The 24,281-nt window shown below is 36.8% G+C and carries 21 protein-coding genes and 1 tRNA gene; 14 read left to right on the forward strand and 8 right to left on the reverse strand.

The features are described 5' to 3' along the window. Positions 1 to 599: 599 nt before the first annotated feature. Positions 600 to 1,406 carry a 1-acyl-sn-glycerol-3-phosphate acyltransferase gene (locus ACFIKN_RS04930; protein ID WP_273790137.1) on the reverse strand — a complete coding sequence of 269 codons (807 nt, stop codon included), beginning with the start codon at positions 1,404 to 1,406 and terminating at the stop codon, positions 600 to 602. Positions 1,407 to 1,534: 128 nt separating this feature from the next. Between ACFIKN_RS04930 and thiD the strand changes: the two genes are divergently transcribed. Beyond that, the gene (gene thiD / locus ACFIKN_RS04935; protein WP_375637303.1) at positions 1,535 to 2,389 is read left to right on the forward strand and encodes a bifunctional hydroxymethylpyrimidine kinase/phosphomethylpyrimidine kinase; all 855 of its coding nucleotides are present in this window, start codon (positions 1,535 to 1,537) and stop codon (positions 2,387 to 2,389) included. A gap of 1,930 nt (positions 2,390 to 4,319) precedes the next feature. On the opposite strand, the gene ACFIKN_RS04940 is transcribed toward thiD, so the two are convergent. From ACFIKN_RS04940 to ACFIKN_RS04955, 4 genes are all read right to left on the reverse strand, one after another. Next, positions 4,320 to 4,601, reverse strand: a complete 282-nt coding sequence (locus ACFIKN_RS04940) for a GNAT family N-acetyltransferase (protein ID WP_375657993.1) — start codon at positions 4,599 to 4,601, stop codon at positions 4,320 to 4,322. A gap of 16 nt (positions 4,602 to 4,617) precedes the next feature. Further along, a complete protein-coding gene (locus ACFIKN_RS04945) occupies positions 4,618 to 4,800 on the reverse strand; it encodes a hypothetical protein (RefSeq protein WP_273790134.1) in 183 nt (60 codons plus the stop codon). A gap of 109 nt (positions 4,801 to 4,909) precedes the next feature. Beyond that, positions 4,910 to 5,134, reverse strand: a complete 225-nt coding sequence (locus ACFIKN_RS04950; RefSeq protein ID WP_375657994.1) for a hypothetical protein — start codon at positions 5,132 to 5,134, stop codon at positions 4,910 to 4,912. Positions 5,135 to 5,409: 275 nt separating this feature from the next. Then, positions 5,410 to 5,484 (reverse strand) — tRNA-Gly (locus tag ACFIKN_RS04955). A gap of 186 nt (positions 5,485 to 5,670) precedes the next feature. Here ACFIKN_RS04955 and ACFIKN_RS04960 point away from each other — a divergent pair. The 7 genes from ACFIKN_RS04960 to ACFIKN_RS04990 all read left to right on the forward strand — a co-directional run bounded on the left by ACFIKN_RS04960 (position 5,671) and on the right by ACFIKN_RS04990 (position 14,099). Further along, a complete protein-coding gene (locus tag ACFIKN_RS04960) occupies positions 5,671 to 6,648 on the forward strand; it encodes an ABC transporter substrate-binding protein (protein ID WP_375657995.1) in 978 nt (325 codons plus the stop codon). A 64-nt stretch (positions 6,649 to 6,712) separates the two neighbouring features. Further along, positions 6,713 to 7,609 (forward strand): ABC transporter permease, encoded by an 897-nt coding sequence (locus tag ACFIKN_RS04965; RefSeq protein WP_375657996.1) that lies wholly within the window; start codon positions 6,713 to 6,715, stop codon positions 7,607 to 7,609. Continuing rightward, positions 7,602 to 8,396 carry an ABC transporter ATP-binding protein gene (locus tag ACFIKN_RS04970; protein ID WP_375637313.1) on the forward strand — a complete coding sequence of 265 codons (795 nt, stop codon included), beginning with the start codon at positions 7,602 to 7,604 and terminating at the stop codon, positions 8,394 to 8,396. The genes ACFIKN_RS04965 and ACFIKN_RS04970 overlap by 8 nt, the downstream gene beginning before the upstream one ends. A 4-nt stretch (positions 8,397 to 8,400) precedes the next feature. Beyond that, positions 8,401 to 9,441, forward strand: a complete 1,041-nt coding sequence (gene holA, locus ACFIKN_RS04975; RefSeq protein ID WP_375657997.1) for a DNA polymerase III subunit delta — start codon at positions 8,401 to 8,403, stop codon at positions 9,439 to 9,441. Between the two features lie 1,956 nt (positions 9,442 to 11,397). Further along, the gene (locus tag ACFIKN_RS04980; RefSeq protein WP_273790092.1) at positions 11,398 to 12,327 is read left to right on the forward strand and encodes a prephenate/arogenate dehydrogenase family protein; all 930 of its coding nucleotides are present in this window, start codon (positions 11,398 to 11,400) and stop codon (positions 12,325 to 12,327) included. Between the two features lie 410 nt (positions 12,328 to 12,737). Continuing rightward, entirely contained in the window at positions 12,738 to 13,592 is an 855-nt protein-coding gene (locus ACFIKN_RS04985) for a YihY/virulence factor BrkB family protein (protein WP_273790091.1), read from the forward strand. Between the two features lie 30 nt (positions 13,593 to 13,622). Then, positions 13,623 to 14,099, forward strand: coding sequence for a YaiI/YqxD family protein (locus ACFIKN_RS04990; RefSeq protein ID WP_273790302.1), 477 nt, complete (start codon positions 13,623 to 13,625; stop codon positions 14,097 to 14,099). Between the two features lie 2 nt (positions 14,100 to 14,101). On the opposite strand, the gene ACFIKN_RS04995 is transcribed toward ACFIKN_RS04990, so the two are convergent. Then, positions 14,102 to 14,797: a TlpA disulfide reductase family protein gene (locus tag ACFIKN_RS04995; RefSeq protein ID WP_273790090.1), complete on the reverse strand. Its 696-nt coding sequence runs from the start codon at positions 14,795 to 14,797 to the stop codon at positions 14,102 to 14,104. A gap of 32 nt (positions 14,798 to 14,829) precedes the next feature. Between ACFIKN_RS04995 and argH the strand changes: the two genes are divergently transcribed. From argH to ACFIKN_RS05025, 6 genes are all read left to right on the forward strand, one after another. Beyond that, a complete protein-coding gene (gene argH / locus ACFIKN_RS05000) occupies positions 14,830 to 16,230 on the forward strand; it encodes an argininosuccinate lyase (protein WP_273790089.1) in 1,401 nt (466 codons plus the stop codon). 51 nt (positions 16,231 to 16,281) lie between these two features. Further along, on the forward strand, positions 16,282 to 16,461 hold the full coding sequence (locus ACFIKN_RS05005; protein ID WP_375637319.1) for an LPS translocon maturation chaperone LptM: 180 nt from the start codon (positions 16,282 to 16,284) through the stop codon (positions 16,459 to 16,461). A gap of 8 nt (positions 16,462 to 16,469) precedes the next feature. Then, positions 16,470 to 17,750, forward strand: a complete 1,281-nt coding sequence (gene lysA / locus ACFIKN_RS05010; protein WP_375657998.1) for a diaminopimelate decarboxylase — start codon at positions 16,470 to 16,472, stop codon at positions 17,748 to 17,750. A gap of 126 nt (positions 17,751 to 17,876) precedes the next feature. Then, on the forward strand, positions 17,877 to 20,306 hold the full coding sequence (locus ACFIKN_RS05015; protein WP_375657999.1) for a TIGR02302 family protein: 2,430 nt from the start codon (positions 17,877 to 17,879) through the stop codon (positions 20,304 to 20,306). A 222-nt stretch (positions 20,307 to 20,528) separates the two neighbouring features. Then, the gene (locus ACFIKN_RS05020; protein ID WP_273790085.1) at positions 20,529 to 21,299 is read left to right on the forward strand and encodes a class I SAM-dependent methyltransferase; all 771 of its coding nucleotides are present in this window, start codon (positions 20,529 to 20,531) and stop codon (positions 21,297 to 21,299) included. 280 nt (positions 21,300 to 21,579) lie between these two features. After that, positions 21,580 to 21,711 carry a DUF4102 domain-containing protein gene (locus tag ACFIKN_RS05025; protein WP_375630682.1) on the forward strand — a complete coding sequence of 44 codons (132 nt, stop codon included), beginning with the start codon at positions 21,580 to 21,582 and terminating at the stop codon, positions 21,709 to 21,711. A 500-nt stretch (positions 21,712 to 22,211) separates the two neighbouring features. Here ACFIKN_RS05025 and ACFIKN_RS05030 read toward each other — a convergent pair whose 3' ends face one another. Together ACFIKN_RS05030 and ACFIKN_RS05035 are read right to left on the reverse strand one after the other, a co-directional pair. Continuing rightward, positions 22,212 to 22,892, reverse strand: coding sequence for a response regulator transcription factor (locus ACFIKN_RS05030; protein ID WP_375630684.1), 681 nt, complete (start codon positions 22,890 to 22,892; stop codon positions 22,212 to 22,214). 905 nt (positions 22,893 to 23,797) lie between these two features. After that, entirely contained in the window at positions 23,798 to 24,232 is a 435-nt protein-coding gene (locus tag ACFIKN_RS05035) for an EVE domain-containing protein (RefSeq protein WP_273790082.1), read from the reverse strand. Between the last annotated feature and the right edge of the window lie 49 nt (positions 24,233 to 24,281).

The following is a 24,281-nucleotide window of genomic DNA, read 5'->3' on the forward strand; positions in this document are numbered from 1 at the left end:
AATTGCTGTATCCGTTGTGTATGTGGGATAAAAAACAACACTCATTTTTATTTTCCCCTTGAATTTGGTTTGATGACTTAAGTATCTCAAGAAATACTTTTTAAATAATGAAGATTATACAAGATTTCAGATTCTTGGGGGATTGATGTTTCTCAGGAAGGAACGAATCTGCATAATCATGCATTTTTCTTACTTTCCTATTAAGACAGCCCTTGGTATTTGAGACGGTTCGTAAAAAGTATTTTAATCTTTTCTTGTATCGTTTTATTCACACGAGGTATCCCCGCTTGTAATGTGCAAGAAAATAATTCTAATTGATTCAACCTAGAGTAGATTTGAAATGAGAAAATCTTACGGTATTCAGGGTTCTCATTCAAGTTGAATAACGCTAAAATATCCTTATAAATCAATGAGATGTAAGTTATTTAAATGATTTTAAAGAGAGGAAGAATTCTTTTTCAAAAAAATTTACACATTGATTATTTCTTATCATGTACATGTGTTTTATAATTTTGAATTAGAAAGTTTGAAGTATCTTTCTTATATTTTTGTTTCCTATACTCCGCTCAATATACAAAGTGATGCATTATTCTTATCAATCAGTGCATTGTTTCATGATGATTTAGTTTTTGAAGTTTCTGAACAGCGTATGGTGGCATAGGAGGAGGGGTAGGATCTTGAGCTGCTAAGAGAAGCAGTTCATCACACGCTTTTTCAGTTTTTTGGACAAGTTGATCTAGAAAATCACGTTTGCTTAAACCAGCCTCTATCGGGGGAAGAATACGGACACGAATTGTTCCAGGATAGCGGCGAAAATTATTGCGTGGCCAATATAAACCCGCATTATGTGCAATAGGAACAACTTGAAGTCCTAATTCATTATAGAGCGCGACAATTCCTGACTTATAATCTGGTTCTTGACCGGGTTGTCGGCGTGTTCCTTCGGGAAAAATCAAGATTTGGCGCCCTTGTTTTACTTTCTCTTTTGCTTTTTGTATAATCATTTTTAAGGCTTTGATGGGTGTTGTGCGGTTAATGGGGATAATTTGCGTTTTTGCCATATACCAGCCAAACAATGGAATCCACATCAATTCACGTTTTAAAATGAGAGTGGGATCATCAAAATAGGGAACAAGACTGAAAGTTTCCCAAGCCGATTGATGCTTTGGAGCAATGATGTAGGGTCCTTTGGGAAGATTTTCTAAACCTTCAATCTCATAACTTGTGCCTGCGATGTATTTTTGCAAAAAGAGAGTAACGCGCGCCCATGTTTTAGGGACAATCCATGCCTTTTTGCGGGGCATTAAAAAATAAACGGGAGCGTAAAGAATCATTTGTATGAAAGTTGTTGTATAAAAAGCGAACGTAAAAAGAATAGAACGAAGGATAAGCACTACATTTTCCATTTTATATCTATAAGAAGACTTCGTATATAATATAATTCACATGAGAAAACATCTTCTTTATATTTTTTCAAGCATCTATTTTTCGGTAACTCATTTTCCGATATTTAAAAACAGAAGGAAAGAGGTTGATGGAATTACAAAAAGATAAACTTTTTATTCCACGGATTTTATCTATTGCGGGAACAGATCCTTCTGGTGGCGCTGGAATGCAGGCGGATTTGAAGGTTTTTTCAGCTATGAAAACTTATGGTATGAGTGTGGTTACAGCTGTTGTTGCACAAAATACTCAGGGTGTGCGTTCTTTTCAGGCATTAGATGCTTCTTTTGTTGCAGATCAAATTGATTCTGTTTTTGAGGATATCCATGTTGATGCTGTTAAAATTGGTATGGTTGCAAATGCTCAGATTGCACAGGTTATTGCAGAACGTCTTGCTTATCATAAAGCGCGTTTCATTGTTTTTGATCCGGTTATGGTTGCAAAAAGTGGTGATGTTCTTTTAAAGTCTGATGCAATTGAAATTATGCGTGATGTTCTTGTGCCGATGTCAACTTTGATCACGCCAAATTTGCCTGAAGCTGCATTGTTATTGGGATGTGAAGTGCAATGGTCTTTAGAGACTATGTATCAATATGCTCCACGACTCTTGGCGCTAGGGTGTCGTGCAGTTTTGTTAAAAGGGGGACATTTGAATACGCTTACCAGAAATAGTACAGAAAATTACGATTGTTCTAGTCCAGATCTTTATTGTGATTGTGAAAACCTTGTTATACTTGAAGCCTCTCGTCTTTCAACCACTCATGATCATGGGACAGGGTGTACCATTTCTGCTGCCATTGCAGCTCTGTTACCTACCCAACCTTTGGATTGCGCTGTTAAACAAGCAAAAGATTATTTGCATGGCGCTTTAACTGCCTCAGATGCTTTAAAAGTAGGGAAAGGGCGAGGGCCGCTTCATCATTTTTATGCATTATGGAAAGATTAATACAACGATTGATAGTGAAAAATCTTCACTTTATGAATTTGTTTCGTCATTATATGCTGTTTTGGACTTATGACTGATAAGTGTTAGCGCATTGTAGCTTAACAGTTATTTTGTATTAAGAAGGATGAGAAAAAAATGTTATAATTTGTTTCTTTTATATATTTTTTACGATTAATCTATCCTGTTTCAGAGGCAATTTTGAGTATAAAAAAAGAGAGAGAAAGGAATTGTAAAATCAGGATTTGATAGAAAAAAGGATAGAGGGAAAGACCAATATTAAAGCTGGCTGATCCCACTATATTTGCTGTTTCTTATATTGGTGGCAAAACAGGATGAGCCAAAATCGTTATCAAAATTATTGAAGATATCTAACATTTACAGAGTTTTTTGTCGGCATGGATAGGGTTTTCTAAATAGAAATTGATACTTTCTGATGGAATTATCAATGATCTTTCAGGTGATGTGGTAAATTTTTTTCGGATATTACAACGTCATTATCCTTTTTATGGAACTGCTTTATGGAATTATTGGCGTTTCAGATGAGTAGCCATGAGGAGTTTCAATATTTAATACAGCAAGATCTAGAAACTTTCACGCATTTAGAGCGGGTTTTAAGGTTTTTATATTCATAGTAATTAAATTTTAGCGAGAAGATAGTCGATCGTACAATCGGAGTTTCAATAGACCTGTAGCGTATGGTTTAATCTTTTCAAAATTGAATTTTTATTCTGTTGTTTAGCAGATGTTACCATTAAACATTTAAAATGGTCTGATTTTATTGTGCGCTATGACGGTTTCAACACCTTATGTTACCTTATCTTGATTAAAGTTATGTTCCTCATGTAAAATAGAATGCACTTATATTGTTAATTCACATGTTTATTTTAAAGAGATTTCTCTCAAGGTGTGTCACATCCATTTTATAATAATGTTCGTGAATGGTCTAAAGCCTCTATGAAGTGTATAAAACTATTATGCTTCCCATTTTTACGTTTTCAAGGTGAAAGGGGTCCCCCCCTATACTATTTTAGCTCCCAATGTTGCGATAATCTTTGGTATTTCAGAGCGTTCAGAAGAAGAGTTTTTATTCCTTTCTTCAAGTGAATTTTATCGATACGTCAATTTTGCCTGTTATGCGTGAGAAGATGATTGTGAGTGATTTTAATGTATAGAGATTTGAAATGAGATAGTCCTATGATATTTGAGACGCTTGCTCAATATGAATAATGATAAATTATCTTTATAAATCAAGTTATTAATTTATTTTTGTGTTGAAGATTATTCTGGATAAGAATTTGTTCAAGCAAGAGGATTACCAAATGATGTCCACGCTGTTTGCACAAGTACAAGGGAAAATTTCTTTTGTCTTTCAAATGATGTGCCAGAAATCCCAAAAACTTAATTCACTCTACATAATAGGTGAAAATAGTTTATTTCGTGTAAAAATAATACAATTAGCGTGAGAGATTTCTCATCATCAACTGTGATATAAAAAAGAAACAATACACATAAAGGACCTTTAAATGATCTTTGAAAGTTTTTTTAAGCTCCTTTGGTTATTTTATAAAGCGAAAATTTTTTCTATTAATTAACTAACAGACTAACCATCTAACAAACTATGATGCAACTGTCGTTCTAAATATTTGCTTTCGAGTTCTTCATAATTATCAGTAACAAACAGTAGATTATTGATCATATAAAAAATTTACACTTATTCAACTTAGATTTGTGATAGATATCTTTATTTAAGACAAAGTAAGAAAATTTGAGTGAGTCATTTAAAACAATTATATTTGTAATGATTTTAGCTTTTCACTATCAGTAGTAAAGGGGATTGGCCAAGCTTCCTTGGTTGTATCGATTGCTTGATCATATTTGAGCTCTGCTGAAAATAATAAATTCTTTTAGTTGATGAGCAAAAAAGAATTCATCACTCAATGATCATGTGTTTATTGGAATAAATTTTAAATTCACCAAAGTTTGTAAAGCCCAATTTTTTATAAATGCCAATTCCCTCGTGAGAGGCTTGCATATCAATAACATGACATTTCTTTCTTTTTAAATGCTCAATAGCAATTTTTGTCATGAATGACCCAACACCTCTTTTCTGAAAATCTGGATTGGTGACAATATCATACACTCCACCAACTCCATCTGCTTTAATACAAAAACATATTGCTATAGGATTGTTATTTATATAACCAACGAACATCTCTACATCAGAGTCTTTATTTATAACAACGGCCTATTGTTTCATAAAATATAACTGCTTCTTCATCAAAAGGCTCGAAGACTGATGCCATAACATTTCCATAATCTCTAAAATCTTGAAGTGATTCAACTTCCTTGATTTTGAAGTTATCCGGCATAGAAGTAACATGTGAGTCTATATTTTGCGCTAAAGCTGCCATGCCTACCTCTGTTTCAACATGCTCTAAGCTAATAGATAAGAGAACTTCATCAATTTTATAATGAGACGAATGAGGTCCAACCCACCAAGCTAAAGGTAGTTTCTGCGCATTACAAGAAAGCGATTATAGATTTTGCCTGCTCTACAGGTATAGTTTCTTGTAAATTTTTAGCAGAGATAATATTGAATGTATCTGAAGCAAATGTTGAATTAATAGAAGACACGCCATTTGAAAAATCAACAACCTTCATTTTAGGGCACAATTTTGGTAAAAAATGTACTTTTGAACAAAAATTATTCTCTAATGATAAGTCAATTTTTGATTTGTTTAACATTTGTTTTTCTTGTTATTGTTCATCATTTCTAATTAATCTTTTATACGGGGGCTGTAAAAAAATCCGTCTAAGTTAAAAATTATTATCTTAGATCTAAGCCCCAATCCAATAGATGCTTCACAAGAAATTACGAATCTTAGAAAAACTTTGAAAAAAGTAAATTGATACAAAACCGAGTGGAAAAATATACAAAACCTGCTGGCAAGATACATACAGCTACAACAACCGATGACAAGCTATAACTCCACACAAGAACGAATAAATACAAAATTCAATGGAGCGGGCGATGGGATTCGAACCCACGACCCCAACCTTGGCAAGGTTGTGCTCTACCCCTGAGCTACACCCGCTTACCGATTCGATATATGTCTTGTCTGTATGGCGTAGGCTTCTACGAATTGCAACAAAAAAATATCATTTTAGTTTGATTTATTTTGTCCATGTTTAAATAAAATGAAATAAAGATTGATTTTAGAAAATTCTTCAGTAATAAATTATTCCTTTTTTAATTTTTGCATGGAGAGGGGTGGAATATAATGTTGAAGAGAATAAATATATTAGGGATTATCATTGCAACTGTTTTTATGATGAACAGTGTTGCAAAGGCCGATGACCAAGTTAAACACGTTAAAGTTGCAATAACGCAAATTATGGTTCATCCTGCTGCGGATGCTGTTCGTAAAGGTGTAGAAGATGTGCTTGCAGCAAATGGTTATAAGCAAGGTGAAAATTTTCAACTTACCTTTTTATCAGCGCAGGGTAATATTTCAACAGCAACGCAAATTGCACGTAAATTTGTTGGTGATAAACCAGATGTTATTGTAGCAATTACCACGCCTTCAGCACAAACGATGCTTGCGGCAACAAAAACAATTCCTATCGTCTTTGCAGCGATTTCTGATCCTATCGGAGCTAAAATCGTTTCTTCACTTACCAAACCTGGCGGTAATATGACGGGGAGTTCTGATCGTATAGATGTTGCAGAAAGTGTTAGACTTTTACAAGAAGTAAAACCAGATTTGAAAAAAATTGGTTATCTTTATAATGCTTCTGAGGCAAATTCTGTTTCGACACTTAAAACGTTAAAGGATGTAGCAAAAAAAGCTGGAATTGAAATTATTCCCTCATCGGCACCAAAGCCTTCAGATGTGCAGGCAGCAACACGCGCTTTAATCGGTAAGGTCGATATTATTTTTGTTCCTGCTGATAATACGATTTTATCTGTTTTAGAAGGTGCAATAAAGGTCTCAGAGGAAGCCAATATGCCTGTATTTACTGTTGATTCTAATACTATCGGGCGCGGGCCTTTTATGACGCAAGGTGTGAATTTCTATGATGTAGGGGTTGATGCTGGAAAATTGGTCGTGCGTATTCTAAAGGGTGAAAAACCTGGTGATATTGATGTTGTACAGGCAGCTAATAATGACATTCGAATTGATTTGAAAGCAGCCCAAAAAGCAGGGATTGTTATTCCGCAGGCAGTTATTGACCGTGCAACAAAAGTGATTCAATAACTTTTATTGATCAAAGTGTTGATCCTATAAAAATACGTTAAGTTTTCATGGAGATTGTTTTTACATGAATATATTTGCGTTTTCTGGTGCTGTGGAATTAGGCCTTATTTATGCGTTTGTTGCTATAGGGGTTTATCTTTCATTTCGGGTTTTAGATTTTCCTGATTTAACAGTTGATGGATCGTTTCTTCTTGGTTCCTGTGTCTGTGGTGTTTTGATTCTCTTGGGTTTCAATGCATGGACAGCTATGGCATGTGCTTTTTGTGCAGGTATGGTGGCTGGTTTATTAACGGCTATGTTGAATTTGCGTTTTGGCATTTTGAATCTTTTAGCTTCTATTTTAACAATGTCGGCACTTTATACGGTTAATCTTCGTATTATGGGAATTATGGGAGGGTCTAATGTTAATTTAGCTCTTGCTGATACTGCGTTAACGCCCTTTTATAATCTGTTTGGTTTGTCTGATATTTTTGTGCGTCCTCTTTTCGTTGGTATTGTGTTGCTCGTTATGGCGTTTTTGATTTGGCGCTTTTTGGAAAGTGAAATTGGTCTTGCTATGCGTGCAATGGGAGCTAATCCACGCATGGCGACGGCGCAAGGTGTTCATACATCAGCATTGATATATTTTGGAATGGGGCTTTCCAATGCGTGTGTGGCACTTGGTGGTTCTCTTTATATTCAAACTGCGATTGCAACAGATATTACCGGTGGAATTGGAACAATTGTTTTTGGATTGGCAGCCGTGATTATCGGTGAAACTCTCTTTCGTACGCGCAATATTTTTTGGATTATAATCAGCTGTATTGTAGGGTCTGTGCTTTATCGTGTGGCGGTGCAATTTGCATTTGAAGCAAATGGAATTGGTATTGATACGTCGACAGATCTTCAGTTGATTACTTCACTGTTGGTTATTTTAACCCTTATTGTGCCACACTATTGGAGGAGGCGTAAACGTGATTGAATTTTTTCATGTTGGGGTCACATTTAAACCGCAAACACCTTTGGAAAAACAGGCTTTAATTGATATTAACCTGAAAATTGATCAGGGTAGTTTTGTTACGGTTATTGGTTCAAATGGTGCTGGTAAATCAACTTTGCTCAGTGTTTTAGCGGGTGCAACGCTTCCTTCAACAGGGAAAGTGGTTATCAATGGACAAAATGTTTCTAGGCAATCAGTCAGTGAACGCGCTGGAAAAATTGCTTGTGTTTTTCAAGATTCGTTAGAGGGAAGTTGTGGTTCTTTAACAATTGAAGAAAATTTGGCTCTTGCTGCTCTTCGAGGAAGTCGTCGTGGTTTGCGTGCGGCTTTAAATTATGAGAAACGGCAATTTTTTCGAGAGAAAATTGCTCAATTAGGCATTGGTCTTGAAGCATATATTCATAATCCTATGGATAGTTTATCAGGTGGGCAACGCCAAGCAGTTTGTCTTGTGATGGCAACGTTAGCACATGCGGATGTTTTATTGCTTGATGAACATACCTCAGCACTTGATCCTGGAATGGCTGATTTTGTGATGCGGTTGACTGAAAAAATCGTTGAAGAGAAAAAATTAACGACTATCATGGTGACTCATTCTATGCGTCAGGCTCTTGATTATGGCGATCGCACCTTGATGTTGCATAGTGGAAAAGTGATTTTGGATGTCTGTCATGAAGAGCGTAAGGGCTTGAATGTCAATGATTTAATTGGCATGTTTCAGAAAGTTCGCGGGGAAGTTCTTGATGATGATGAACTGTTAATGGATTAATAATGTGGCTCAGAAAAAAGCACATGAAGTTGATCAGTTTTTAACGCGTTTTTCACGTGCTTTTCCTATTGTTCTCATTTATGGGCCAGATCGTGGTCTTGTTTGTGAGCGTGCACAATGTTTTGCAAAACTTACACGGGTAGCAATAGAAGATCCATTTTCGACAATTCGTTTGGATGCTGCTGAAATTGATAAAGATCCTGCACGTTTGGAAAATGAAGCGCGTACGTTATCGCTTTTTGGGGGAGATCGTTTGATATGGATCTCTAATGCTGCTAACCAAAAAGGTTTTCTTGCTGCCTTAAAACTTTTAATTGAGAAGCCACCAGAAGCTTGTTTTATACTCATTGAATCAGGGGATTTAAAAAAAGGAACAGGGTTGCGCAATGCTGTTGAAACGGCATCAAAAGCGATGGCTTTGCCCTGTTTTGCCGATGATATGCGTTCTCTTGACGGGTTGATTGATGAGGTTTTAGGACAGTTTAAGAAGACTCTTTCTTTAGATGCACGTAGATGGTTGCATGAATGTTTAGGGGCGGATCGCCTTGTATCACGAGGTGAATTAGAAAAGCTTTGTCTTTACGCTGCAAATGTTCATATTACTCTTGAAGATGTGAAAGCTGTTGTAAGCGATGTCAGTGCTCTTTCTCAAGATGAAGTCATTGATGCTCTTTTATTGGGCGATATATCAGGCTTTGAAGCGCATTTTAACCGACATGCAGCAGTGCATGGGGCACTTTTTTTAATTTTGAGTACAGCTCAAAGGCATTTTCAGCAATTACAGCTATTGCGTTATCAGGTAGAGGTTGAAGGAAAATCGCCTTTTACGGTGGTTTCTGAAGCTCGTCCTCCCATTTTTTTTCAACGGAAAAAGATCGTTGAACAAGCTTTAAAATATTGGAAATTAGAACAAATTTCTTATGCAATGGAAAGAATTCAGAGTGCTGTTTTAGACAGTCGTAAAAATCCACTTTTGGGCGAAGCTATCATTCGTCAAGTTTTGTTAGGGCTTACAATTATTGCACGACGCCAGATGGCAGCTTAACAGCCTAGAAATATAATGATTTTTTATTTTTGGTATACCACAGAGGCATTTTCAGCAATTAAAACTGTTATGCTATCAAGTAGAGGTTGGTGGAACTTGTATTTTTGAGGATGCATTTTAGGAGCTTGAAAGCTTGATAGAAATTTTTCTTCAAAAGAAATAGTTTATTTTCAAAAGGCCATTTTGAAACAGTTTTATTATTTTGTTGTATCGTAAAGTACTGTTTTTTAGAGTAGTGATACGAGGCTCATATCAAATTTTATGTATTCGATGTTTTTTTGTGTGGGTATTTGGTGAATATTAGGTTGGTTCATAGAGTCTTAATGGAGTAACACCCCCATGTAAAACAGAGTATCTCAAACAACAGAAGACACTTGTATGGTAGATTCATACGCTTTCTTAGAAATATTTTTTAATGCGCGTCATATCTATTTCGAGGCGGTGTTTATGAATGGTGTAGAAGTAAAGTTCCTTGTGAAGAATATAAAACCCATAGAGCAACTCTATCTTTACGCTTAATAAAAGTGCAAGTCGACACTCATTATATACTTTGCTAGCCTCTAATGTTGCTACAGTTTTTAGCATTAGAAAGCGTTTTTCATCATTTTTTCTCACATGTCTTCTTGTGACGTGTAGAAAAGAGATTTTAATTGATAAGAGGGTTTGTGATGGAAGAATTTTACAGTATTCGAAGTTATGATTCAAATTGAAAAAAATTATTATTTTTATAAATCAATATACTATAGATTAATTGAATCACATAAAATAGTGAGCCAGAGGAATCTTTTAGACAAGAAAATGAACGGTGTGCAGATCTGTATGAATTAAGAATCTTCGTGGGATGAGGAGAAGGTCAAAATAGATTATGATGAAAACGACAGCACCTATGGGGAAACTTTTATGTTTGATACAGAGATGATTATCTTAGCAATGAATGTGTCTCATAAACAAAGCTAGCCATTGTTTATTATTAATAATTTATTATTTTTTATATTGAATCAATCAGAACAATGTCTTTTGCACGTTATAAGTGGGGGCGTGTGGATAAAAACTGTGCAAGAAAGCACTAAAAATGCCTCTTATGAATGCTCTCAAATTCCAAGGTTTTTTGCAACATTGGGGGTAGGAAAATATAATAATAGTGTTTTATTAAGTGTAAAGAGGGTCGTGCTTAATGGATTTATAGTTATAATATTTACGAACATTGTCGTGAGATAGGCTGAGGAGCGAGATGCCTTTTTAAAACAAACGCATGAATTTGTAATCCAAATCTATTCTATTTAGGGCGTTCTATTTTACGCGAGGGTTGTGATTCCATTAAAGGGATGTTCAGTGTTTTTGTTATCCAAACTTTTTCTTTATTGAGAGGGCGTGTTTTTCTCATATTTATTTGATTTATGGTATCCGGAATCGGGAGAGGAAAATGTTTTAAATGGTATCTTTTGGTATGCGTTGTTTTACGGTGTTTTCAATATTCGCGAAACTTATGTTGATGTTGTAGGTGGAGTCGTAATACGTTTTTATATAGGTCTAATGTACAAATTAATGAACGTATCGGGATAATTGGAGAAGAGTTAGTGTCTGCTTACGCTTTTGATGTGTTTTTTTGTGAGTAAATTAGTAAGATAAAGTAAACTGATGGGATTTTATGTAGAGTCGTTGTTATCCTAATTGAGAGTGCATTTTATTTTGTTTCGGTGATGCGCTTTGATCAGTAATTAAGAGGGAGTTTTAGAGCGTGATGTTAGATTTCTCGTCATTTATTTTTTATGTGTTTTCTAGGTAAAGTGATCTGTTGTCAGCTTGCGCAGGTGTAATTGGTAAACTGCCTTATTCTTTATTCCCTAGTTGTCATTTTTTAATGTTTTACGCATAACTCTTGAACAAACAAACAAGAAAATTGTGATTTTACAATTGTCTTTATTGCCATTTGCAAAGAATCTTTGAAGGTGAAAGATGCTCCATATTCAGTTTGAAAAAATAGCACTCATTGGGATCGGTCTGATTGGGTCTTCTTTAGCAAGAGTGATTAAAAAGAAAAATCTTGCGGCTCAGATTTCTATTGCAACACGTCGTCCAGAAACCCTGAAAAGAGCGCGTGAATTGGAGCTTGGGGATTTTTATACGACAGATAATGCAAAAGCTGTTGAAGGAGCAGATTTGGTTATTCTTTCTGTTCCTGTTGGAGCTAGTGCAGAAGTGGCAAAAACTATTCGTGATCATTTAAAACTTGGAGCGATTGTGAGTGATGTTGGTTCTACGAAAGCGTTGGTTATTGCGGAAATGGCACCTTTATTGCCAAAAACGGTTCATTTTATTCCAGGGCATCCAATTGCTGGAACGGAATATTCAGGACCGGATGCTGGTTTTGCTGATTTATTTATGAATCGTTGGTGTATTTTAACGCCTTTTGCGGATAGCGATGCTACTGCTGTCGCACAATTAACAGCGTTTTGGGAAGCTTGTGGTGCGCGTGTCGAAAAGATGGAACCTAAGCATCATGATCTTGTTTTGGCTATTGTTTCACATTTACCCCATTTGATTGCGTATAATACTGTTGGGACAGCGAGTGATTTAGAAAAAGTAACAAATTCGGAAGTGATTGCTTATTCCGCTTCCGGTTTTCGTGATTTTACGCGTTTAGCATCTTCTGATCCCGTTATGTGGCGAGATATTTGTTTGCATAATAAGGATGCTATTTTAGAAATGTTGAGCCGTTTTAGTGAGGGGCTTGCTTTTTTAGAACGGGCAATTCATTTAGGAGATGGTGAGACACTGTTTAACTTTTTTACACGTACGCGTGCTGTACGTCGCAATATTATTGATGCTGGACAGGAAATTGATGCTCCTGATTTTGGACGTCAGAGTGTTTCTAAAAAAGGGTGAATAAAAGCAAGGGGGTTTTGTTGAATTTCGTTGGTTTTTTCTAGAAATCGATAAGAAGTTTTTTCTTTATTCAGTCATAGATTGCAATAAAAAGGAGGGGCGATTGCTCCGATACAGATAATCATGACTTCAAAAGGTTTTATGTGTGCACGATCATCTTGCTTAGCTCTCTATAGGGCATATGATGTACAGAAGAGGTTACTGATCTGTAGAAGTAACAAAAAAATGAGGTCGTTGTAGAACTTCATAGAGTGGGTTATTGTTTTTGTTTTGGTATAAAGTCGGGCTTGACCGTATTGATTATTGACCTTTATATTGCAGCATTGCAAAATGTTTATTTGCAGAGTTTTGATGATTTTTATAAAACTTGAAATAGACTGAGGAAGAGTTTTACCAGAAAGTATTGAGTTTTGTTAAAAAATATCTTTTGGTATAGCTATCGTATTTTGGGTGACGCAGTAAGTCATTATTGGCGTGATAATGGGAGTGCTTTTGCAAGCCATGTTGCGCTATCGGGGCTTTTAGCATTTTTCCCTTTTTTTATTTTTGGAACATCGTTTGCTCGTTTTCTAGGGGCTTTTACCTATACACCGCAAAAAATTAAAGCACTGGTGCAGTTATTGCCTGATGTTATTGCAGAGCCTTTATCTCAGGAAATTGTCAATGTTTTAACCATTCATCGAGGAGGTGTGTTGACGCTTTCTGTCATTGGAGCGGCTTATTTTGCTTCTAATGGGATAGAGGCTTTGCGTACGGCTTTAAATAAAGCTTACCGTGTTACTGATCGACGGAGTTTGTTATTTTGTCGTTTTCAAAGTCTGTTTTTTGTAATCCTTGGAGCTGTTGGTCTTGTTGTGATTAGCTTTTTATTGATTCTGGCGCCTTTGTTGATCAAAATTATGCAAAATCATTCTTTTTTTATGACTGAATATATTGCTGTTATTCGTGTATGGCGTTATACAGTTGCAATCGTTATTTTGTTTATCAGTCTTTTGATTGTTCATAAATGGCTTCCAGCAGGGCGGCGGAAAATTATAGATATTTTACCAGGAATAGTGGTGACAATGTTTATATGGTTTATGGCTTCTATCGCTTTTGCGCAATATTTAACGATGTTTGATTATATTTCTACCTATGCAGGGTTGGCATCTATTATGGTTGCTATTATTTTTCTCTACATATTGAGTGCAATTTTTATTTTGGGAGGAGAAATAAACGCGGCGATAATGTTTTATCGCAAGGATTTGCAACATTCAGATGAATGAAAGAGCTTATTATTGCTTGAAAGCCAAGGTATGAATATCCCAATAAAGCCTGCTATCACTTTGTTGATTGATGCGGATGCTTGTCCTGTAAAAGATGAAGTTTATCGTGTGATGAATCGTTATCAGCTTAAGACATTTGTTGTGGCAAATCGTTCTTTGTCCCTTCCAGATGAAGCACTCATTGAAAGAGTGGTCGTTGCTGGTGAATTCAATGGTGCTGATGATTGGATTGTAGAACATGTGCATGAGGCAAGTATCGTTATTACCAGTGATATTCCTTTAGCAGCACGGGTTGTGCAAGCTGGGGGTTTTTGTCTTTCGCCAACGGGGCGTATTTTTGATGTAAATTCAATTGGTCAGGCTTTGGCGATGCGCAATTTGATGGAAGATTTGCGTGGACAGGGCAGTATAATAGGTGGTCCCCGTCCTTTTTCTCGTAAAGACCGTTCTGCTTTTTTGTCAGCACTGGATCTTGTTATACAACGTTTAAAAAGACGCGGTTATTAAAGTTATAGGGCTTCTTTAATGACTGCTTTTATAAGTGCTTTGGCATCGTCATTGGCCCATGGAGCTGCACCATTGAAAGAAGCAATGAGATATCCCTCTTTATCAATGAGCAATGTAATGGGGAGTCCTAAAGCGAGCCCCTGTTTTCTAACATTGTTGAAAATATCCATTGTTTCATCGCGATAGTAAAGCAAATTATCTGAATGAATATTCTGTAAAAATTGCTGAATTTTTTCAGGAGAAGCAGTTTTATCGATATTAATAGCTATGACATCAAAGTTTTCTCCACCTAATTCACGTTTTAATTGCGCAAGTTCAGGCATTTCTGTGCGGCAAGGTGCACACCAAATAGCCCATAGATTGACCAGCATTGGTTTTCCAGTAAATTCGCTGAGTGTGTGCTCTTTTCCTAGAATATCCTTGAAAGAGAGTTTATTCATATCTGAGGGCGTATCAGCAAATCGTATGTGGCTAAAAAAGCCTTTTGCTGCTTTTCGTATCGCCATCATTTTTTCTGCTCGTGCTTTATTAATGTTTATTTCTTGTGCTTGTGCTGCTGAAATGAAATTGAAAAGAAAAAACTCTCTTTTGGTATCGTAGTTTATGGTTGCGTATAAACTCAATGCAATGATAAAGAATGCAAGGGAAAGTTGCCTTTTTTTATTGTTTTTTTTGCTGATGAAAATTTGAAAAATCATAATTTTGTCCTTTGGATGGGTGTTTTCAGAATATGACAGATGAGAAGTTAAAGAACCAAATGTGGGGTGGTCGGTTTGCGGCAGGCCCTGCTGCAATTATGGAAGAAATTAATGCTTCTATTGATTTTGATCAAAAACTTTATCGACAAGATATTGAAGGTTCTCTTTCTCATGCAGCTATGTTAGCGCAAACGAAAATCATTTCACAATCAGATTATGAAAAAATTGTTCATGGTTTGAAACTTATTCGCCAAGAAATTGAAGACGGTAAATTTGTTTTTTCACGAAAGCTTGAAGATATTCATATGAATATTGAAGCGCGGCTGAGCGAATTGATAGGTCCTGTAGCTGGGCGTTTGCATACGGCGCGTTCACGCAATGATCAAGTTGCTGTTGATTTTCGCTTGTGGGTACGTGAAGCAACGCAAAAGATAGCACAAGCTTTAAAAGGATTGATAGAGCAATTACTTATTCGCGCAGAACAACATGTTGATACCTTTATGCCAGGCTTTACGCATTTACAATTGGCTCAACCCGTAACATTGGGTCATTATATGATGGCTTATGTTGAAATGTTTGGTCGAGATTTATCGCGGATGCGTGATGCTCTTGAGCGAATGAATGAATCGCCTTTAGGAGCGGCTGCTTTAGCGGGGACAGGCTTTCCAATTGACCGTTTTATGACAGCAAAAGCGCTAGGCTTTCGCGAACCTACACGCAATTCAATTGATAGTGTTTCAGATCGTGACTTTGCATTGGAATTTTTAAGCGCTGGCGCTCTTTGTGCAACACATCTTTCACGTTTAGCAGAAGAAATAATTCTTTGGTCAAGTGAACAGTTTTGTTTTATTCATTTATCAGATGCTTTTTCAACGGGTTCGTCTATTATGCCACAAAAGAGAAATCCTGATGCGGCAGAGTTAGTACGAGCGAAAGCAGGTCGATTGAATGGTGCGCTTATGGGATTGTTAACGGTGATGAAAGGATTACCGCTTGCTTATTCAAAGGATATGCAAGAAGATAAAGAATATGTGTTTGATGGGGCTTTGAGTTTGGAATTATCACTAGCAGCAATGACAGGGATGATTGCTGATTTGAAAGTGAATAAAAAAGCCATGAAACAAGCAGCGGATTTAGGGTATGCAACAGCTACAGATTTTGCTGATTGGCTTGTACGCGAATCAGAGATTCCTTTTCGCGAAGCACATCACATCACAGGGTGTGCTGTGGCATTGGCAGAAAAAAAACAGTGTCGCCTCCATGATTTATCATTAGATGAACTTCAAGCAATTTGTCCTGATATCAATGCGACACTTTTTGATGTTTTGACCGTTGAAAAATCTGTTGAAAGTCGCAAAAGCTTTGGGGGAACAGCGCCTTCAGAGGTTTTTCGGCAAATTGCGTATTGGAAAAAGCGTCTCGTGAGCGCTTGAGTGATTGTATTTTAAAGGTAAAAAAGAGATCGAGATGAGGAAAGAGGACAGATGAAAATTATATTAAAGGGGGTGATGATTGTCCTTTTTGGGGGCTTGGGTATCGTTGGGTGTGGGCGTAAAGGGTCATTAGAGTTACCTCCTTCAACAGGAGTGAATTCTTCACAAGGAACTTTTGTTCCTCAAGGCAAAACAGATAAACCTTTTATTCTTGATAGGTTGATACAATAGGGATTTTTATGCGTTTTTTTTCTTATCATCAGGGTGTGCTCCACGCTGAAGGTCTTTCGCTTTTGGAACTTGCGCGGAAAGTTGAAACACCTTTTTATTGTTATTCAGCTAGCGCAATCGTTGCACATTTTAAAGATTATCAGAATGCATTTCATGATATGCCGAGTTTAATTGCTTATGCGGTTAAAGCGAATTCCAATCAAGCGGTTTTACAACTTTTAGCTAACAATGGAGCGGGAGCTGATGTGGTCTCAGAAGGGGAATTACGGCGTGCACTTGCTGTTGGTATTCCTGCGCAGAATATTGTTTATTCTGGTGTTGGTAAAACAGTGAAAGAAATAGATTTTGCTCTTGCACAAGATATTTATTGTTTTAACGTTGAATCAGAGCCAGAACTTGAACAATTATCGGCGCGGGCTGCTGCGCTTTCAAAAACGGCTCGTATTTCTTTACGTATTAATCCTGATGTGGATGCTAAGACTCACAAGAAAATTACAACAGGTAAGTCTGAGAATAAATTTGGTATTCCACTGTCTTTGGCGGGTGATGCATATAAAAAAGCAGCCCAATTGCCCGGTCTTCATGTGTGTGGTGTTGATCTCCATATTGGCAGTCAAATTTGTGATTTAAAACCGTTTGAAGATGCATTTGTTATTGTTGCAGATTTTGTGCGTCAATTACGGAATAATGGTTATGCGATAACCCATATCGATATTGGGGGCGGGCTTGGTATTTCTTATGGTTATGAGCAGCATCCAGTACCTTCTCCTTTTGAGTATGCAGCACTGGTAAAGAAACATATTGCGCCTTTAGGGATCAATATTATCTTAGAACCTGGGCGTAGTATTGTTGGTGAGGCTGGTGTGTTGGTGACATCGGTTGTGTATTTAAAAAAGGGGGAAGGACGAAATTTTGTTATTGTTGATGCGGCGATGAATGATTTCATGCGTCCAACGCTTTATGATGCGTGGCAAAATGTAATGCCAGTGAAAAAAACACCAGTAGATGCCCCTCTGATTAATGCTGATATTGTTGGTCCTATTTGTGAAACTGGTGATTATTTAGGCTTGGAACGTTCTTTACCAGTGTTGAAAGCGGGTGATGTTTTGATGTTAACAGGAGCAGGGGCTTATGGCGCAGTGATGGCAAGCACTTATAATAGTCGACTTTTGGTGCCGGAAGTTTTGGTTCAGGATACGCGTTATGCAGTCATTCGTCCACGCCTTGATTATGCACAATTGATAGGCTGTGATCATATTCCAGATTGGATTGAGCCCAAATTAGATTGAGCATTAGTAAATATTTTGGGTCTTATTTTTACTAAACTTTGATGAAACAATTTATTTTCTAGAAATTGTTTTGTATGGGGTTTATGATCTTAATGCACCACGATAAAAGGGGATAAATGCTTGTTTATGAAAAATAAAAACATCAAAGGTTTTGCAATGAAGCTTTTGTGTGTGCGCATTTTGATGTGGGGGATCCTTTCATTTGAACGGATGTGGGTACGGTTGTTGCCATTTTTCCTCGTTCTTAGTCTCTTTTGTTCGTTTAGCTGGTTGGGACTTTTTGGCATTTTGGGCTATTGGTCACATTTGCTCTTACTTGGGGTTATACTTGTTTGTGCTGGGGCGAGTTTGTTTTTTCTTATTCGTTTTCGGTTTCCCACAATGCGGGAAGTAAATTGCCGCCTTGAACGCGTCAATGATCTTAGACACCAGCCTTTGAATATTCAGACAGATCGTTTATGTTCTGAAAATGATGAAGATTTTAGTGCTGTTATTTGGCGTGAACATCAACGCCGAATGGCAAAGCAATTATACCATTTAAAAACTGGATTTATCTCTCTTAATAGTGCGGATTATGATCCTTTGGCTTTGAGGGCTTTGTGTGCTCTTCTTTTTGTGTGCGCTTTTAGTTTTTCTTTTGGTTCACAAGGGGGGCGTTTGGCTGATGCCTTTGATTTTCGTCCTGTCGTTGATGAAAAACTCATGCGGATTGATGCTTGGGTAACACCCCCAGCTTATACCGGTGTGGCACCGATTTATTTGACAAAAGATGAGAAAACACAACTAGAAATCCCTGAAGGGAGTAATGTTGTTGTGCGTATTGTCAATGGAGCTGGTATTACAGTAAAAGCAAAGTCTGTAGAAGATGGGAGGGAAGTTTCGTTTTTAGAGAAAACGGAACAAACAGCTTTGAATGATCCAATCGTTCATTTTGAAACACATTTAAAGCATTCAATAAATTTATTTGTATCATCACGTCGTAAAAAACAGCAGTGGCATTTGCAGATAATTAAGGACAAGCTTCCGACAATTCATTGGCTGGAAAAACCAGGGAGGATTTTAACGGGATCGTTGGAGTTACGATATGTGGTGGATGATGATTATGGTGTGACAAAGGCTTTTGTTGAAATAGAGCCTTTTCTTCCTCAGAATAAAAGTGCTTCTTCTCTTTATAATGCTCCGGAAATAGAGCTTCTTCTTCCGCGTGGTGGAAAGGGGAAAATGCGAATGGTGCAGGATATATCAGCGCATCCATGGGCAGGTTCGCAAGTCAAAATTACTTTGGTGGCAGAAGATGGTGCGGGGCAGAAAGGGCGTAGCAAAACTTTTGTTATGATATTACCACAGCGTGTTTTTTCGAATCCTGTTGCACGCGCAGTGGTTGAATTGCGTCGTCTATTAGCTCTTGATGCTTCTGTGAAAGAGCGTGTATTGGATATGCTTTCTGCTTTGCTTGTGCGTCCAGAAAAGGGGTTGCAAAATGCATCGCATTTTATTGTTCTACAAAGTGCGTGGACAAGACTTTCTTTAGCACAAACAGACGAGGATTTGCGCGATGTGGTGGATTATTTATGGCAAATTGCTTTGGGTATTGAAGATAATCAGCTTGAATCCGTGCAAAAAAAGTTAAAACAAGCACAAGCTGCTTTACGTGATGCACTGCGTTATGGTGCTTCAGCGGCAGAAATTGAACGGCTTATGGCAGATTTACGTCAAGCTATGGATGAGTATATTCGTGCTTTGGCTGAAAAAGCACCGGATAGTCAAGTTTCTAAAAATTCTAAAAGCTCAAAAAGTCCTAATCTTTCTGAATCTACATTACAAGAAAAGCTAAATTTAATTGAGGAAATGGCTAAAACGGGCTCTTCTTTAGCAGCTGAACAACTCTTGGCGGAAGTTGAACAGACGCTTGATCATTTGCATGTGCAAAAAGGCAATCAAAATGAGGGAGAAAAAAGCCAATCTGCACAAATGAAAGAAAAGATGGACCAGCTTGGAGATTTAATGCGTCGTCAGCAAGAAATTCTCAATGAAACACATCAGTTAGAGATGGAACAAAAACGCGGAGAAGATGTGCCAGAAACACAAAAAAAATCTTTAAAAAAACGTCAAGCTGAATTGCAGTCTGAATTATCAACATTAGAAAAAGAATTATCAGAACAAGGATTTGAAACAGGGGGCGCGTTGAAAAGGGCAGAAGAAAAAATGAATTCTGCGGAAAATGCTCTTGATAATGGAAATCATCAGGTATCTATACAAAATCAGTCTGATGCTTTGGAATCTTTGAGGCAAGGTGCACAAAATGTTTTGAAAAAAATGCGCGAAACACTCAAAGAAACGGGAGATGATCAAAATGCTGATTCTGGTCCTAAAGATCCGTTAGGACGTCCACTTTCTTCAAAAACAGATGAAGAACAAGAAGGCGAGGCACTACCACAAGAAAGTGATCAAATGCGTACGCGGCAGATTTTGGATGAAATTCGCAAACGTCTTGGTAAAGAGCATCTTTCAGAAGAAGAAAAAAACTATCTTGAAAGATTGCTTCATTTTAATTAACCAATGTTGGCTTTTTTCTTAATTGATGTCAAAAACAGTGTATGAAGAACCTCTATGGAGTTCATCTCCCAAAAAATGATTAAAGTGCTTGTAAGGCAATAATTATCCTGCTGTACTGATTTTTTGATCATTTAAGTTTAAAATATGAAATATTAAAATGTTCGCTATTGCGGAAAAAGAGCAGAAGTCCATATAAGTTTGGTATATGAAAATCTGTAATGTTTGAAATTTGTTTCTACATGGTATGTTGAGTTGGATATCGTTACGCTGAAAGATTTTTATGCTTCTGCACTTGGGCTGCGTGTGCAAAAGACGCTGTGTGACCAATTGAATTTATGGTGGCCTGATCTTACGGATAAACGGATTATGGGGTTGGGTTATGCGCTTCCTTATCTTTCTACATTGCGTGAACGTGCCCAACAATGTTTTGCTTTTATGCCAGCTTCTCAGGGTGCTTCGCCTTGGCCTTGTGCTGAGCAAGTTGCTACAGCGCTTGTTTTTGAAGAAGATTTGCCACTTCCTGATGCGTCAGTTGACTGTATTTTATTGGTACATGCATTAGAATATACAGAAAATTCGTTTGAAACGTTGAATGAAATATGGCGTGTTTTAGCACCCAATGGCCACTTGATCGTTATTGTACCTAATCGCTCTGGCTTTTGGGCGCGCAATATTACTACGCCCTTTGGTTATGGCGAACCCTATAGTCGGCAACAAATTACTCGTTTGTTTGAAAAAACAAATTTTGTTTCTGGGCCAATACAAGAAATTGTACATTATATGCCCTCTACGGGTTATGTTTCGCGGTTGTTCTCATTTTTTTATGAGCCATTTGCACGCTATCTTTTGCCTTATTTTGGTGGACTCTTAATGTGTCAGGCACAAAAACGTGTTTATCAGGGTTTGCTCGTACAGCGTCGTCAGTCGCGACGTATTTTTATTCCTGCGTTATCACCACAAGTGCGGAATATTTTAATTTATAAAGATAATTAATCATTTTGCCTTTGGCATAAGAACCGCAAATATAGAAGGATTCTCTTATTTCAATTTTTTGCATTTACAATTAAAAAATATTCTTTTGTACATTATATGTGGAATTGGCATGTGAATAAAAAATCTCAAGTATCTATATACTGAACCATATTTCATGAATAGTGGAAACATTTTAAAAGAAAAAATGCTGGTATCTTCGTAAGCATAAAAATAGCAGAGTCCAAGGGATCTTGCATAATATGGTTCATGGTGGTTAAAAACTGTACAAGGAAGGATTAAAATGCTTCTTATGAACCATCTCTCAAGTGTCAAGGGCTCCTCTGCAACATTGAAATCTAACAAAGTGTGTGATGGTGCCGGCTTGTTCTTTTATAAGGGTAAAGATGGTGGTGCTCAGTGGCTTTATCGTTAGGATAAACATTTAGCGTTATATCATTAATTATACAACCTCTTAAGAGGAGATAAAATCATAAAGAATGGAGGAAAACTATAAAGATAAAAAACATCTCTCAATTTAGGCTAGTGAATATGAGATAAAGCATTGCGTGGAGCGGTTTTTCTGAAAAAAATAATCATAAATAGCACTCATCTAAAGATGATAGTTATGATCAAGAATGTTGCTAAAAGATATCACGATTATTTATATGCAGAACATATTAAAAATTTTAGAAAGAACAAAAGCATGTGAAACAGAAGTTACAAAGTATATCGTGAGGTTTGAAAGCATTTTTGTTTCTGGTTCTCATGTTGAATATTTCGTTTTTTATTCATAATGTTATATATTTTGTTATAAGAGTACAGATAAGAGTAAGTTTTATGTAATAGCATTTGAATTATACGCGAAGTTTTTTTCATCTCGTTTCTGTTTTCATTTAGGATATTAAAATTATTTTTGAAACAGTAAATCTCGAATTAAAGATTTAAACGGTAACCATTTTGATCTGTCATGAGAATTTGTGCATTGGAGGGATCGTTTTCGATTTTTTGTCGCAAACGATAGATGTGGGTTTCTAAAGTATGGGTGACAATATTTTCATTATATCCCCAAACTTGTTCTAACAATGTTTCACGGCTGACAATTTTATCATTGGCATAATAGAGACATTTAAGGATCGCTGCTTCTTTTTCTGTGAGACAGATTTTATTGTTGCATTGATCAAGAAGAAGTTTTTGTCTTAGTTTAAAAGTATAGGGACCAATATGAAAGGTTGCGTCTTCATTTTGTTCATATTGGCGCAACTGTGCTCGAATTCTCGCTAATAACACCGCAAAGCGAAAGGGTTTTGTCACATAATCATTGGCGCCTGTTTCAAGATCTAAAATATTATCGCAGTCTGTATCATAATTCGTTATCATGATAATGGGGGCACGAAATCCTTGGGAGCGTAATTGTTTAACTGCTTTGCAACCATCAAGATCAGGAAGTTGAAGTCCCAAAATAGTGAGATCAATATTTTCTTCTTGGATTATTTTCATTCCCGCTTCTGCTGTTTTTGCTTGGAAAATTTTAAACTCTTGATGCATTTGCAATTGTTCTACTAAAATGGGGCGTAGATCATCATCTTCAACGATTAAAAGAGTATAGTGGTTCATGTTGTTCCTTATAGGCATGTTGATGCACTGATTGGTATAGTTTCATGAAAAATGAGATTTCATGCAAGAAAAATTAAAAGAGAAAAATTAAAAAAGAGCGTTTCTAAAAAATAAACTTTTATAATTTCTAATGGTTGCTTGCTGAAAAGAAGGTATTCCGTCTGCAGAGTATTTTACGTATTGGTTGGAAGCGTTTTTTATGTTCTAGAACGTGTTTTAGCTATTGAGTGTCATCATCTTTACGCTTTATGGAGAAACAAGCTAGCACTATCATTCACTTTGCCAGCTCGTGGGTGTTGCGGATAGTCCTTGGCACTTGAGACGATTCATAGGAGGAATTTTTAGTCCTTTCTTTCACGGTTTTTATCCATATGGGACTTTCTCCGCTTGTAATGTGCAAGCAAATAGCTTTTGATTGATTCAATATAAACAGGTTGGGAATGAGAGAATCCTGCGGCATGAGGCGCACTCGTCCAACATGCAAAACAATGAACACGCAATATGATGCGTTTTTTAAGCGTGAAGAGAATTGTGCAACACCTAGCACATATGCACTGTTTAGGAGAACTTCACGATCGTTTTTATTGTTTTTATCCACGTTCAGTTTTGTTTTTTTGTTGCATTTGTGTGTGAAGGGGATTGTGTGTTATGTTCGTGGTGGTGCTTATTATAATCGTTGAGCAAGCTTTGCCTTTAGCAATGCCGAAAAGATGCATCATAAAGAGGTTTTTTGTGTAATTTGGAAGGAGACTGTATTGAGAAAGAGTGCAGGATAAAAAATGACAAAAAAATATCATATTTATGCATTTAGCATAAGAATACCTCAACAGAAGGATGTGTTGAGCTTATTCTTCTGCGCTACGAAGCATCTTTTTATATGAGTTAATGAATAAAAAACTATTGTTTTAAGATAAAAGCATTTCCTCCTTAAGGTTGCCCATCAAACAGACTTCTTTCCATTCATCTTCTGTTACGGGTTGCACTGATAAGCGGCTGGCTTTGACCAGCACCATATTTGCTAGTTTGGGATTGGCTTTAATTTGTTTTAATGAAACAGGTGTTGGCATGTCACAAAGTGCACGGATGTCCACACATTCCCAGCGTGGATCAGAGCTTGTAGAATCAGGGTGCGCTTCAGCACATATTTCTACAATTCCTACAATTTCTAAACCTTTATTTGAATGATAAAAAAAACCTTTATCGCCATATTTCATAGCACGCATATTATTACGGGCTTGATAATTGCGTACACCATCCCATTGTTCGCCATTAACTCCTTTTTTCTTTTGCATCTCCCATGACCATTTATGGGGTTCAGATTTAAAAAGCCAATAAGCCATGAGTTCTCCTTTTTCATAGATTGTTATGCATTTTTATAAGTATCTTTGT

The sequence above is a fragment of the Bartonella sp. CL436QHHD genome, assembly GCF_042195105.1.
In the GTDB taxonomy this organism is placed as follows: domain Bacteria; phylum Pseudomonadota; class Alphaproteobacteria; order Rhizobiales; family Rhizobiaceae; genus Bartonella.

Coding starts and splice junctions, on each gene's coding strand:
- ACFIKN_RS04930 (WP_273790137.1), bottom strand. CDS start 1,406: ATGGAAAATGTAGTGCTTATCCTTCGTTCTATTCTTTTTACGTTCGCT.
- thiD (WP_375637303.1), top strand. CDS start 1,535: ATGGAATTACAAAAAGATAAACTTTTTATTCCACGGATTTTATCTATT.
- ACFIKN_RS04940 (WP_375657993.1), bottom strand. CDS start 4,601: ATGTTCGTTGGTTATATAAATAACAATCCTATAGCAATATGTTTTTGT.
- ACFIKN_RS04945 (WP_273790134.1), bottom strand. CDS start 4,800: ATGGCAGCTTTAGCGCAAAATATAGACTCACATGTTACTTCTATGCCG.
- ACFIKN_RS04950 (WP_375657994.1), bottom strand. CDS start 5,134: ATGTTAAACAAATCAAAAATTGACTTATCATTAGAGAATAATTTTTGT.
- ACFIKN_RS04960 (WP_375657995.1), top strand. CDS start 5,671: ATGTTGAAGAGAATAAATATATTAGGGATTATCATTGCAACTGTTTTT.
- ACFIKN_RS04965 (WP_375657996.1), top strand. CDS start 6,713: ATGAATATATTTGCGTTTTCTGGTGCTGTGGAATTAGGCCTTATTTAT.
- ACFIKN_RS04980 (WP_273790092.1), top strand. CDS start 11,398: ATGCTCCATATTCAGTTTGAAAAAATAGCACTCATTGGGATCGGTCTG.
- ACFIKN_RS04990 (WP_273790302.1), top strand. CDS start 13,623: ATGAATATCCCAATAAAGCCTGCTATCACTTTGTTGATTGATGCGGAT.
- ACFIKN_RS04995 (WP_273790090.1), bottom strand. CDS start 14,797: ATGATTTTTCAAATTTTCATCAGCAAAAAAAACAATAAAAAAAGGCAA.
- argH (WP_273790089.1), top strand. CDS start 14,830: ATGACAGATGAGAAGTTAAAGAACCAAATGTGGGGTGGTCGGTTTGCG.
- ACFIKN_RS05005 (WP_375637319.1), top strand. CDS start 16,282: ATGAAAATTATATTAAAGGGGGTGATGATTGTCCTTTTTGGGGGCTTG.
- lysA (WP_375657998.1), top strand. CDS start 16,470: ATGCGTTTTTTTTCTTATCATCAGGGTGTGCTCCACGCTGAAGGTCTT.
- ACFIKN_RS05015 (WP_375657999.1), top strand. CDS start 17,877: ATGAAAAATAAAAACATCAAAGGTTTTGCAATGAAGCTTTTGTGTGTG.
- ACFIKN_RS05025 (WP_375630682.1), top strand. CDS start 21,580: ATGCTTCTTATGAACCATCTCTCAAGTGTCAAGGGCTCCTCTGCAACA.
- ACFIKN_RS05030 (WP_375630684.1), bottom strand. CDS start 22,892: ATGAACCACTATACTCTTTTAATCGTTGAAGATGATGATCTACGCCCC.
- ACFIKN_RS05035 (WP_273790082.1), bottom strand. CDS start 24,232: ATGGCTTATTGGCTTTTTAAATCTGAACCCCATAAATGGTCATGGGAG.